This window comes from Saccharothrix ecbatanensis (assembly GCF_014205015.1).
Lineage (GTDB): Bacteria > Actinomycetota > Actinomycetes > Mycobacteriales > Pseudonocardiaceae > Actinosynnema > Actinosynnema ecbatanense.
On the sequence record NZ_JACHMO010000001.1, the window covers coordinates 5,643,872 to 5,656,006 of the forward strand.

A 12,135-nucleotide genomic window follows, 5' to 3' on the forward strand; every position below is an offset into this window, starting at 1 on the left:
CGCCAACGGCGGAACCGCGCGTCAACCGCCGGTATGACACCCCTAGTCCCCCGGTCTGACCTTGCACGCGAGTCGAACCCCCAGCGCCCGCGTGTCGAACCCCCAGACCCCGTGAGTCCTACGTTCGCGTCGCGTGAGTCCTACGTTCAGGACCCCTGAATTCAACGCTCAGAACACGGGTCGGCCGGCCCGAGCCGTCCTGAGCGTTGAATTCGGGGTACGCGAACGTAGGACTCACGGGTCCTGAACGTAGGACTCACGGGATCTGGAAGTTCGACACGCGGGACCTGGGGGTTCGACTCGCGCGGAAGGTGGGGTTAGTCGGGGTGGTCCAGGAGGCCGCGGTCGAAGGCGTTGGCGACGGCTTCGGCGCGGCGGCTGGCGCCCAGTTTGGACATGATCCGGCTCAAGTGGACGCTGACGGTCTTCTCCGAGATGTACAGCTCCTCGCCCACCTGACGGTTGGTGCGGCCTTGGGCGACCAACTCCAGCACCGAACGTTCACGCGGCGTGAACGGGTCGACGCGGTCACGTGGCCCCACGTCACGCAAAGCGACCCGCGCCCGCCGCGCCACCAGGTCCAACGCCTCACGCAACGGCGCCGCGCCCAGCTCGTCCGCCACCGCACTGGCCGGCCGCAACTGCGCCGCCGCCTCGTCCCGCCGGTCCGCCGCCAGCAACGCCTCCGCCAACCGCCACCGGCACACGGCCTGCTCGAACACCGACCCGTAGCCGAACCCGTCCACCGCACGCCGCCACAGCTCCACGTCACCGGCGCCGGTCAACCGCGACTCCTCAGCCGCCGCCCGCGCCAGCCACGCAACCCCCTCCGGCCCCAACACCCCCGTGCGCGGCACACCCATCTCCGCCGTCGTACACGCGTAAGCGGCCATCTCCCGACCGGCCCGCACGGCTTCCGCCTCACCCGCCGTATCCCGCCGACGACGTGCCCGCGCGGCCAGCTCCACGTACCCCGCCACGCCCAACGCCGCCAGCCGGATACCGGCGAGCATCCACTCGCCCTCCCGACGCGACCAGCTGATCGCGTCCGCGACCCGGTCCACCGCCAGCTCCGGCTGCCCCCGCCACAACGCCAGCTCCGCGCCCGTGCCACCGGTGATCAACGCGATCTGCAAGTCACGGTGCCAGTCCGCGCGCAGCTCCCGGATCATCCGCTCGGCCTGCTCGAACTCGCCCCGGCTCACCGCCACGTGCGTCCCCGCCGCCGCCAACCGCGCCGACACCGTGCTCGACACCCGCAGGCCGGGCGGCTCGGCAGCCGTCGCCGCGCCCTCCCACTCACCCCGGTAATACCTGGTCAGCACCTGGAGGATGCGCAGCTCCAAGCCGAACGAACTCCACGTCAGCCCGGTCGCCTTCGCCCGCACCACGCCCTCGTCGAACACCCGACCGGCCTCGTCCAGCTCACCGAGGTCGTAGTGGTGCACGCCGAGGAAGTACCGGGCGCGCAACTCGGTGCTGACCGCCTTCGCCTCCATCGCGCACGCCACCGAAGCCAGCAGGTGCTCACGCGCCCGCGGCACCTCGCCCTCGGGCTCGTCCAGCAGCCCCAACGTGGTCAACGCGTCCGCCACCGCCGACTCCGCACCCGACACACGCCCGTCCGCCACGGCCATCTCGGCGCGTTCACGGGCCTCGACGTACTTGCGGTCGTGCCGCAACGCCGCCGCCCACACCGCCAGCACCCACGCGCGGGCCGGGCTCGCGGACCGGTCCCGGACCAGCCGCCACGCCTCCTCCACCGCGTGGTACTTCTCGTCGTCCGTGCCGTCGAGCACCTGCAACGCCTGCGCGAAACGCCGCCACATCACGGCCGCGCCCTCGGGATCCGACTCGTCCACCACGGTCGTGCCGGTCCGGGCGAACGCGATGGCCCGCTCCGGCTGACCGGCCGTCCCCGCCGCCCACGACGCGCTCCGCAGCAGCTCCAGCTCGGTCAGCCCGGACGGCCGGTCACCGACGGGCACCGCTGGCCACAGCTTCAACGCCTGCTCCAGGTGCCGCAGCGACTCGGCGGGCGCGCCGGCGGCCTGAGCCTCGTTCGACGCGTCCACCGACGCACGCAGCGCACGGGCCAGGTCGTGCGATTCCAGGCTGTGGTGGGCCAGCGCGGCGGCGGCGCCCCTGCCACCCGACGAGGCGAGCCGGTCGGCGTACGCGGAGTGCATCCGCGCGCGTTCTCCGGGCAGCAGGTCGAGGTAGACGGTCTCGCGCAGCAACGCGTGCCGGAACGTGTACACCTCGTCGTCGTTGATCAGCAGCACGTGGTGTTGCACCGCCTCACGCAGCGCCCCGTCCAGCACCACGTCGTCCATGCCGGCCACGTCACGCAGCAGGTCGTGCCGCACCGAACGGCCGCCGACCGACGCGACCCGCACCACGCGCTGGGCGTCCGGGGACAGGCGTTCGATCCGGGCCAGCAGCACCTCGGCGAGCGTCCACGGCACGCGGCCGTCACTGCAGCTGGCGACCGCGATCAGCTCTTCGGCGAAGAACGGGTTGCCGTCCGAGCGCTCGGCGACCTCCAGCAGCACGTCGTCGGGCAGGTCGTCGGCCAGCGCGGCGACGAACGACCGGGCGTCGATCGCGCTCAACGGGGCCAGGTCGAGCCGTTGCACGGCGGGCAGCCGGACCAGCTCGTTGAGCAGGGGACGCAGCGGGTGGCTCCGGTGCAGGTCGTCGGAGCGGTAGGTGCCGATGATCAGCAGTCGCTGCGAGCGCAGCCGGGAAAGCAGGAAGGAGAGCAGGTAACGGGTGGAGGCGTCGGCCCAGTGCAGGTCCTCCAGCACCAGCAGCACCGGCCGCCGCTCGGCCAGTTCGCACAGCAGCCCGTACACCGCGTCGAACAGCTGGAGCTGGCCGACGTCCTGCTCGGGACGGCGGCCGACCAGGTGCGACGGGAGGCCGGACACGCCGGGGTTGACGTCGTGGCCGGGCGGCAGCGCCAGCTCCGGCAGCAGCAGGCCGAGGGCGGGCCGGGCGGCCACGTCGAGCAGACCGGCGGCCCGCACCTGCCCCAACGCCTCGGTGAAGGGTAGGTACGGGAGGCCGGTCTCGCCGATGTCCAGGCAGCGGCCGGTGAGCACGAGCGCGTCACCCGCCGCCGCGGTCAGTTCGTCCACCACCCGCGTCTTGCCGACGCCCGCGTCACCGGAGAGCAGGATCGCGCCCGCCGTGCCGCTTGCGGCTTCGTCGAGTGCGGCACGCAGCCTGGTCATCTCCCTGCTACGCGCCACCAACGGAATTCCGGAACCCAGGCGTGCCACACCAGGCATGCTGTCACACCTCAGGCGGCGTCGCGGTGGCCGTTGTCGCGGTGGCCGTTCGGCTCCCCCTGCAGATCAGGGCCGGGACGGTGACCCAGCCGCCGCCACCAGGACGGCCTGGCCGGCAGCGACTGCCTGCTGACCCGGTAGTGCGCGGCGTCGCGGCGCAGCGAGGCCTGCCGGTAGTCGATCTCCGCCTGGAGGCCCTCGGTCGTCCAGTCCATGACTTGCTCCTCGTGTCGTCCTGCTTCTCTGATGACACGAAGATTCGTCCTGAGGGACCGGCGCGGGCATCCGTCGTTCACGTGGGTTAGCGCGTTGGTCCCCTTACCCGCCGCCGTAAGGGGCAGCAGACGGCGGGTAAGGGATGCCTCAGGTGTGCGTCAGCGCACTTCAGAGACCCTCAGCAGGCCCCGAGGTCCCGCCAGACGCCCCACTCGCCGGTCGTGCCGGGCTCCTCGCCCTGCGTCCACCACTTGGCCTGCCAGCGCTTGGCGCCGTGGGAGACCTCGTTGCCTCCGTTGTAGACCTTGGCGCGGTCCCACGCGGGCACGGTGCAGCTCGGCTGGCTGGTCGTAGTAGTTGTAGGAGTGGTCGTGGTCGGATCCGTGCCGCCGCCACCGCGCGGGTGGTCGGAGGCGATGGCGTAGGACTGGCCGCCGAAGGTGAGCTTGAAGTTCGACGGTGACGCGATCGGCAGCTGGTAGCTCAGCGCCACGTCCACCGACGCGCCGGGCGCAAGCGCTTGCCACGTCGGCAGCGTGAGCTCGACGTGCTGGAAGTCGCCCTTCAGCCCGCCGACGTTGCCGCCCGAGTGGCCCTTGGCGGTGACCTTGAGCCCGAACCCGGACTGGTCGGACATGCTGCCCGGCGCGCTCGTGCCGTAGTCGAACTCGATCTTCGTGCCGCCCGGCAGGGTGGTGGTCGAGTTGTTGGTGATCTTCAGCTTCGGCGTGATCGGGTAGTTGCTGTCGCCGAGCGCGAACCCGGAGACGGTGGCGCTGACGTCCAGCACCCGGGTCGGCGTCGTCCCGGCGGCCTTGCGCGCACCGTACGGGGCCGCGCCGCGCAGGCCGTCGTTGATCTTGGTGAGCAGGGTGTCGCCGACGGTGTACTGGCCCTTGGCGGCGTCGAAGCGGTAGTCGCCGGCCAGCTCCCAGATCATGATGCCGCCGATGCCCTTGTCCGCCACGTACTTCGCCTTGGCCGCGATGGACTGCTCGTCCTCAGTGGACAGGAACACCTTCTTGTCCGCGTTCCACAGCCACGGCGAGGTGAGCGTGCTGTCGTAGAAGCGGTTGTACGCGCCGGTGACGCGGTCGGTCGGGTCGTTCGCCGGGTCCAGGCCGTGCTGCGCCAGGTAGTCCGGCGTGATCTCGTTCTCCAGGTTCTTGGCGTGCCACATGGGGTTCACGCCGGACGGGACTTCCGCGCCACCGGCGGTGGAGTCGTGCCACAGGTTGTCGATGCCGACCGCGCCGTTGCCGCACGGGGTGGTCGAGCCGACGGTCGAGCCGGTGCCGGCGGGGCACTTCGTCTGGTCGGGCAGCGCGGCCCGGCCCCACAGCCCGTTCGTGCCGCCGGTGACGCCCTGCCAGCCGCGGCTGTAGAACGGCACGCCGATGTTGATCCGGCCGGCCTGCATCGCGCCGCGGTAGTAGTGGTACGCCCAGTCGGTGTTCAGGTACCCCATGCCCTCGTACTGCGGCGCGGTGTAGACGCCGCCGGCGGCCAGTTCGCCGTCCTTGCCGTCGTCGTAGAGCGCGGCGTTCGGGCCGACGAAGTGGTTCCACGAGCCGTGCAGGTCGTAGCTCATCACGTTCAGGTAGTCGAGGTAGCGGGTGACCTGGTAGGCCTCCTGGCCGCGCAGCAACCAGCCCGAGGCGGGCACGGCGGCGGTGAGCAGGTAGTGCTTGCCGTCCTGCTGCGAGGCGCGGTCCAGCTTCTCCCGCAGCGTCTTCATGATCTTCTCGTAGCCGGCCCACAGCGTGCCGCGGTTGGCGTTGGAGATCCAGAAGTCGTCCGGGTTGCCCGCGTGGTTGTTCGACGTGGCGTACTCGTAATCGATGTCCACGCCGTTGAAGCCGTAGGTGCGGATGAACTGCACCGCGGAGTCGGCGAACGCGTCCACAGTGGACTGCGGCTGCGCGCCGAGCTTGTAGAACCCGCCGGACGCGTTGCGCGAGCCGTCCGCGTTGAGGAAGCCGCCGGTCTCCGCCCAGCCGCCGACCGAGATCAGCGTCTTAACGTCCGGGTACTGCTTCTTGTACTTGTTGAGCAGGTTGAAGTGGCCCTTGTACGGCAGGGACGGGTCGAGCTCGACGCCCGGCCACGTCATGCCGGTGGACGCGTTGTCCGGGCCGTCGGGGCCGACCGAGACCCGGTTCTGCGCGTCGAGGTGCGCGAACGCGTAGTTGAGGTGGGTGACCTTGGTCCACGGGATGTCGGACGCCAGGTAGGCGGGCGAGCCGTTGCGGCCCGTGCGCCAGCTGGTGAAGTAGCCGATCACGCGGCGGGAGTGGGCGGCGCCCATCGACTCCCGGCCTTCGGTGTCGTAGACGGAGCAGTACGGCACGGCGACGCCGGGCGTCTGGTAGAGGCCGTCCGGTCGACACTCCTCGCCGGCGGCGGCACTGGACGTGGACGGGGACACGACGGCGACTACGAGGCCGGCCACCGTGGCGAGCAACGCCATCAACGGCAACAACCTGGATCTTTGGGACACGACCGACTCCTCCTGCACGAGGCGGCGGCCACGACGCAGCTGAACGAAACGTAAATAGGTCTAGACCTCAATGTCAATAGGTCCAGACCACTCGACCGATCAGGGAGATCGGGCTTCACCCGCGGGATGTCGGACTGCGGGGTGTGAGACGGGGGTGTGAGACGGCGGGGTGTCAGACGGCGGGGTGTCAGACGGCGGGGTGTCAGACGGCGGGGTGTCAGACGGCGGTGGTGGCGCGGGCGCGGGCCAGGCGTTCGCGCACCTGGTCCGACTCCTGGGCGTTCAGCTCGGTGAACAGCGCGAGCGCGCGCTGCCAGTGCGCCACCGCGCCGGGCAGCCCCAGCCGGTCGAACACGGTCGCCAGCCGGTCGTGCGCCATCGCCTGGTGGTACGGGCTCGCGGCGGCCGAGGCGACCGACAGCGCGGTGCGCGCCGACGCCAGCGCCTCGCCCTCCTCACCCGACTCCAGCAGCACCACCGCGAGGTCCGTGTGGCAGGTCGACTCACCGCACTGCTCGCCGACCTCCCGGTACATCGTCACCGCCGCCCGCAGCCACGTCTTGGCGTCGTCGTACCGCTTGGAGGACAGGTGCAGCAGCCCGAGGTTGTGGTGGGCGTTCGCCTCGGCCCACCGCGACCCGGCGGACCGGCTGACGTCCAGCGCCTCCCGGTACGACGCCTCCGACTCGTCCAGCCGGCCCAGGAACGCCAGCATGTCGGCGACCGTCGTCAACGCCCTGGCCTGCGCGTTCAGGTCACCCGACGCGCGCGCCACGTCCAGCGCCTCGCGGTGCCGGACCAGCGACTCGTCCATCCGCTGGAACTGGGCCAGCACGATGCCCAGGTTGAACAGCATCACGAACTTCGCCTCGGGGTCACCCAGCGTGGTGGCCGCCTCCAGCGCGGCCTCCGTCGTCCGCAGCCACGTCGTCCGGTCCGCCCGCAGCCACAGGAACCGCGACAGCGTGTACGGCAGCTGCCACGCGTGCACCGGCCATTCCGGGGCCGCGGCGGGTGCGGCGGCCAACTCCGCGGCGGCGATGATGTTGCCCTGCTCGGCGTCCAGCCAGGCGGTCGCGGCGGCCGGACCGGACAGCTTCGGCAGCTCCACCGGCACGTGCTCGGGCGCCACCCGCACGCTCCCGCGCCCCACCGGCAGCTGACCGTCGGCGAGGTCCGCGCAGTGCAGGTAGAAGTCCAGCATCCGGCCGGTCGCCTCGCGCCGGACGTCAGCCGGCAGTTCGGCGGCCAACGTCCGGGTGTAGACGCGCACCAGGTCGTGCGCCCCGTACCGGCCGGGCTCGTTCACCGACAGCAGGTTCGCCGCCGTCAACGCGTCCAGCGCGCGCTGCGCCTCGCCGACCCGCACCCGTGCCATGGCGGCCACCACGAACGCCGTCACGTCCGGGCCGGGGTGCAGGCCCAGCAACGCCAACAGCCGTGCGGGCAACGGCGACAGCGCCCGGCGTGACGCGTCCAGCGCCGCGCGGACCGTCGAGTCCTCGTCCTCCAGGCCCAGAGCCGCCAACCGGCCGTGCTCGTCGTCCAGCTCGGCCACGAGTTCGGCGACCCGCAACGTCGGCGCGACCGCCAGCCGGGCCGCCGCGATCCGCAGCGCCAGCGGCAGGCCGTCGCACAGCACGGCCAACCGGCGCAGCGCGGCGGCCTCCGTCCCGTCCCGACCGGCGATCCGGCCCACCACGGCCACCGACGCGTCCACGTCCAGCATGTCCAGCTCGACCAGCCGTGCCTCGGCGTGCGCGACCAGGCCGACCAACCGCCGGCGGGACGTCACCACGACGCACGACGGCGGGCCGGGCAGCAGCGGCAGCAGTTCGGTCGAGCCGCGGGCGTTGTCCAGCATCACCACCATGCGGCGGTCCGCGATGAGGGTCCGGAACAGCGCCGAACGCTCCTCCGCGGTGACCGGGATGTCCGGTGACGGCACGCCCAGCGTGCGCAGGAACCGGCTCAGCACCTCGCCCGCGCCCAGCGGCTCCTGGTTCGGGTCGTAGCCGTGCAGGTCGACGTACAGCTGGCCGTCCGGGAAGTCCTCGCGGACGGTCTGCGCCCAGTGCAGGGCGAGCGCCGTCTTGCCCACGCCCGCCGGGCCGGTGACCACGAGCACCAGGCCGCCGTCTTGGTGCGCGGCCAGCAGTCCGTCCAGCTTCTTCAGCTCGTCGTCGCGGCCGATCAGGGTCGCCGAGGCGCGCGGCAGCTGTGCGGGCGTGATGGCGGGCGCCGACTCCCCCACGGGGCGCAGCGTCATCGGCCGGGTCGGGCGCTCGGGTTCGGGGTTCTCGCCGGACAGCACGGCCTGCTGGAGTTTGCGCAACTCCGGGCCGGGCTCGACGCCCAGCTCGTCGATCAGCACCCGGCGTGCCTCGCGGTAGACGCCCAACGCCTCGGCCTGCCGTCCCGCTTGGCACAGGGCCCGCATCAGCAGGCCGTGGCCGCGTTCGCGGAGCGGGTGTTCGCCGACGAGCGTGGTCAGGGACGGCACCAGCTCCGCGCCGCGGCCGATCAACAGCAGCAGCTCGGCCCGTTCCTCCAGCACCGCGAGCCTGCGTTCCGCCAGCCGGCCGCGCTCGACCTCGGCGAACAGTCCGGCGACGCCGCCCAGCGGTTCACCGCGCCAGAGGCTCAGGGCGTCGTCCAGCGTGGTGGCCGCCGCGACCAGGTCACCGGTGGAGCGGAGCCGTGCGGCCGTCGCCACACCGCGTTCGAACTCGTCCAGGTCGACCGCGTTCGGGTCGACGCGCAGGAGGTAGCCGTCACCGACGGAGGTCAGCAGCTCGGCCGGTGCGCGCCGTGCCCGCCGTGGCTCCAGCGCGCGTCTGAGTCCGGCGACGTAGGTCTGGACGAGGTTGACCGCGCTGCTGGGCGTGTTGTCGCCCCAGACCGCCTCGATGATCTGGCCCCGGTTGACGGGGGTGTTGCGGGCGAGCAGCAGCACCGCCAGGACGGCACGCTGCTTGGCGGCGCCGAGGTCGACCTCCCCGCCGCCGCGCACCGCCCGGAGAAGGCCGAGCACCTCGAACCGCAAGCGCTCTCCGCCGCCGTCTGCCACCGACCGTTCCTTCGCCGAAAGTCGAAGCCCACGAAGGAGCCCAGGAGATCACTTCAGTGGGGCTCCAGTCGTCCTGTAGCCGCATTCTTACGCTAAGCGTGTCCGATCAACCACACAGGGCGAACCCAGGTGCGGCAGGTTGGGCCAGACAGCGGAACATCCGCTGCTCTCCATGAACGACGAGGGCAGGCCGGCGTGCAAGGGGCATCCAGCCCGCGGCGGCGGAACGCCGGCCCGCCCTCGTCCCCTTCTCCACCCGGAGACGGGCCGTCCGGTAGGGGACGACCCACCTCCTTGCCCTCCCCCAGTTGAAGGGGCCGCGTCCGGGATCCGAACCCCCGCACACGGCCCCTTCAGCCTTTCCCCGCGCGCGAGTCGAACACTCAGGTCCCGCGTGTCGAACCTCCAGACCCCGTGAGTCCTACGTTCAGGACCCGTGAGTCCTACGTTCGGAACCCCCGAGTTCAACGCTCAGTACAAGATCGACTGTTCTGAGCGTTGAATTCGGGGGTCCTGAACGTAGGACACGGTGGTCCTGAACGTACGACTCGCGCGTTCTGAACGTAGGACTCACGCGGAGGGTTAGGCGACTTCTTCGAGTTCGCGGGGCTCGGTGGCCTTGGACGCGGCGCGACGACGGCGCAGCACCACCACGACGCCGACCACGATCGCGACGGCCATCAGGACCCACATCACACCGTTGAACACGGACTCGATGTACTTCGCCGACGCGCCCGCCGCCGACCCGATCCCGATGTGCAACGCCGACCAGCTCACCGCACCCGCGATCGAAGCGGGCAGGAACCGGCGGTACTCCAGCTTCGACGCACCCGCCGACGCCGGCACCAACGTCCGCACCACCGGCATGAACCGGGCGAAGAACACCGCCCACGCACCACGCCGGCGCAGCAACGCCCCCGCTTTGTCCCAGTGCTCCTGACCGATCTTGCGCACGATCTTGCTCTCACGCAGCCGGTCGCCGTACTTGCGCCCCAGGAAGTAGCCGATGCTGTCACCGGCCACCGCGCACACCGACACCACGAGCCACATCACCAGGAACCGCGGCACGGTCGTCACCGTGGTGGCCGCCAACAGCAGCGCGCTCTCCCCCGGTGCGATGAACCCCACGCCCAGCGTGCACTCGGCCAACGTCAACGCGCCCGTCACCGCCAGCACGGCGGGTTGGGGCAGACCGGCGAGCCCTTCCAAGGCGTCGGTCAGCAATGCCATGGTTCATCCCCCTGTGGATCATGACGTGTGGATCATGAGCGAGCACCGGAGTGCAGGCTAAGGGGAGTCCACCGCGAAGTCACCGCCGGGCACATCCGACCGAGGACTGACCGGCCACCAGACCACGGTCGTACAGATCCGTGACAGAAGTCGGGGACGTGCCCTAGGGAAACCCTGGGGAACGTCCCCGAACAGCAGACCGCAGAACGATTTCCTCAGCGCGGGTCGATCACACCGTTCTTCGCCGTGCCGACGAATCGGACCCACGGCGTGGCGCCGAAGTCCAACTCGCCGCCGGTCGGGTTCTTCGAATCACGCACACCGGCGCCGGTCGGGTCGAGCGCTATTTCCACGCACTCCGGACCACCCGCCGACGACCGCGTGCTCTTGCGCCATTCCCGTTGCATGGCAATTCACCCCGGTTCTCAACCGAGCTCGCGCGCCACCCTCCCGATCAGCGCGGACGACGCGGCCGGGTCGAGCGATTCCGCGCAGAGCCGCGCGAACATGTCGGCATACCTGACGACGTCCGACTGCTGCTCCAAATAGACGTCGCCATGCGTGCTTTCGATGTATACCACGTCCGGATCAAGGTGCTCGGGAAACGTCAGGATCACGAACGGGCCGTCCATCGCGGCATGTCCGCCGGACTCGAAAGAGACAACCTGAAGGGTGATATTCGGCAGTTCCCCGACTTCACCGAGTCGCCGCAACTGCTCGGCCATCACCTCCCTGCCGCCGACCAGCCGACGCAAGGCGGCTTCGTCGATCACCACGTGCAAGCGCAGCGGGTCGTCCTCCACCAGCAACGCCTGCCGCGCCTTGCGCAACTCCACCCGCCGGTCCACCTCGGCGGGCGCGGCGTCGGGCAGCACCTCGCGGATCAACGCCCTCGTGTACGCCTCGCACTGGAGCAGGCCGGGCACCATCAACCCCTGATAGGTGCGCGCCGACTCGGCGTCCGCCTCGAACCCGACGTAACGGCCGGGCGCGATATCGCCGAACTCATCCCACCAAGCCTTGCGCCGCGCCTCACGGGCCAATTGCACGAGCTCCTCCAGCGTCACCGGATCGGCCCCGTAGACCGCGAGCAGGTCACGGGCGTCGCGCGGCGTGACGCCGACCCGCCCGGTCTCGATACGGCTGATCTTGGAGGCCGAGCACTCCAACCGCTCGCCGACCTCATCGATCGTCAGGCCGGCCGCTTCACGCAATCTGCGCAATTCGCTGACCAGTCGACGCTTGCGCAGCGTCGGGCTGCTGCCCCGTGCCATCCGTTTGCCTTCCCATTCGGTGACCTCCAGCCCTTGCGGCAAAGCACAGTCTGTGGCCCGGCGACAACGGCGCAAAGCGACGTCATCCATTCGTGTAGTGCAACTTGCAGTCGGCCGGATGCGGTAAGAGGCTGCGTGGAGCACGGCCCATCCAGTCAGGGAAGGAGCGCCGAAGGTGTCCGTCACCGTCTTCAGCCAGCTCGACAGGTCCCTCCACGAGCACCTGGCCACGCTGGTACGCCTGGCGTCGACCGGTGACGACGAGACCGCGGTCGAACTGGCCCGCTGCGAACTGCCCCGCGTGGTCGCGGCCGTCAAGGCGTTGCTGGACGAGCACACCCCGGACGAGCATGGCCGCTGCCCCACCTGCCGGACCCGCAGGTGGAGCCGCCGACTGCCGTCACCGTGCCGCGCCTACCTCGGGGCGCAGTTGTGTTTGATGGCCGTGTTGGATGGCCGCTGCTCCGCAGACGGCGGGCTCGGTCGCTGACTGAGTTCGATTTGCCGCTCCGCGGCGGCAGACCGCTCGTGGTCCGGATTCGATCTCGT

The 12,135-nt window shown here is 70.8% G+C and carries 8 protein-coding genes; 1 reads left to right on the plus strand and 7 read right to left on the minus strand.

Annotated elements, in window-relative coordinates; all coding sequences use genetic code 11:
• Nucleotides 1-317: 317 nt before the first annotated feature.
• The 7 genes from F4560_RS23705 to F4560_RS23735 form a co-directional block, all read right to left on the minus strand.
• Nucleotides 318-3,296: a helix-turn-helix transcriptional regulator gene (locus tag F4560_RS23705; RefSeq protein WP_184923301.1), complete on the minus strand. Its 2,979-nt coding sequence runs from the start codon at nucleotides 3,294-3,296 to the stop codon at nucleotides 318-320.
• An 11-nt stretch (nucleotides 3,297-3,307) separates the two neighbouring features.
• Entirely contained in the window at nucleotides 3,308-3,511 is a 204-nt protein-coding gene (locus F4560_RS23710) for a hypothetical protein (protein ID WP_184923302.1), read from the minus strand.
• Nucleotides 3,512-3,690: 179 nt separating this feature from the next.
• Nucleotides 3,691-5,982, minus strand: coding sequence for a chitinase C-terminal domain-containing protein (locus F4560_RS23715; RefSeq protein ID WP_184929348.1), 2,292 nt, complete (start codon nucleotides 5,980-5,982; stop codon nucleotides 3,691-3,693).
• Nucleotides 5,983-6,229: 247 nt separating this feature from the next.
• Nucleotides 6,230-9,082, minus strand: coding sequence for an AfsR/SARP family transcriptional regulator (locus F4560_RS23720; RefSeq protein ID WP_184923303.1), 2,853 nt, complete (start codon nucleotides 9,080-9,082; stop codon nucleotides 6,230-6,232).
• Nucleotides 9,083-9,664: 582 nt separating this feature from the next.
• Nucleotides 9,665-10,312, minus strand: coding sequence for a DedA family protein (locus F4560_RS23725; RefSeq protein WP_184923304.1), 648 nt, complete (start codon nucleotides 10,310-10,312; stop codon nucleotides 9,665-9,667).
• A gap of 215 nt (nucleotides 10,313-10,527) precedes the next feature.
• Complete coding sequence (locus F4560_RS23730) at nucleotides 10,528-10,719, minus strand: DUF397 domain-containing protein (RefSeq protein ID WP_184923305.1); 192 nt, start codon at nucleotides 10,717-10,719, stop codon at nucleotides 10,528-10,530.
• Nucleotides 10,720-10,737: 18 nt separating this feature from the next.
• A complete protein-coding gene (locus tag F4560_RS23735; RefSeq protein WP_184929349.1) occupies nucleotides 10,738-11,586 on the minus strand; it encodes a helix-turn-helix domain-containing protein in 849 nt (282 codons plus the stop codon).
• Nucleotides 11,587-11,761: 175 nt separating this feature from the next.
• Between F4560_RS23735 and F4560_RS23740 the strand changes: the two genes are divergently transcribed.
• On the plus strand, nucleotides 11,762-12,076 hold the full coding sequence (locus F4560_RS23740) for a hypothetical protein (protein ID WP_184923307.1): 315 nt from the start codon (nucleotides 11,762-11,764) through the stop codon (nucleotides 12,074-12,076).
• The last annotated feature ends 59 nt before the right edge of the window (nucleotides 12,077-12,135 follow it).

Bases quoted from the DNA above. Each gene is read 5' to 3' on its own strand.
- F4560_RS23705 (WP_184923301.1), bottom strand. From the start codon at position 3,296: ATGCCTGGTGTGGCACGCCTGGGTTCCGGAATTCCGTTGGTGGCGCGT.
- F4560_RS23710 (WP_184923302.1), bottom strand. From the start codon at position 3,511: ATGGACTGGACGACCGAGGGCCTCCAGGCGGAGATCGACTACCGGCAG.
- F4560_RS23715 (WP_184929348.1), bottom strand. From the start codon at position 5,982: ATGGCGTTGCTCGCCACGGTGGCCGGCCTCGTAGTCGCCGTCGTGTCC.
- F4560_RS23725 (WP_184923304.1), bottom strand. From the start codon at position 10,312: ATGGCATTGCTGACCGACGCCTTGGAAGGGCTCGCCGGTCTGCCCCAA.
- F4560_RS23730 (WP_184923305.1), bottom strand. From the start codon at position 10,719: ATGCAACGGGAATGGCGCAAGAGCACGCGGTCGTCGGCGGGTGGTCCG.
- F4560_RS23735 (WP_184929349.1), bottom strand. From the start codon at position 11,586: ATGGCACGGGGCAGCAGCCCGACGCTGCGCAAGCGTCGACTGGTCAGC.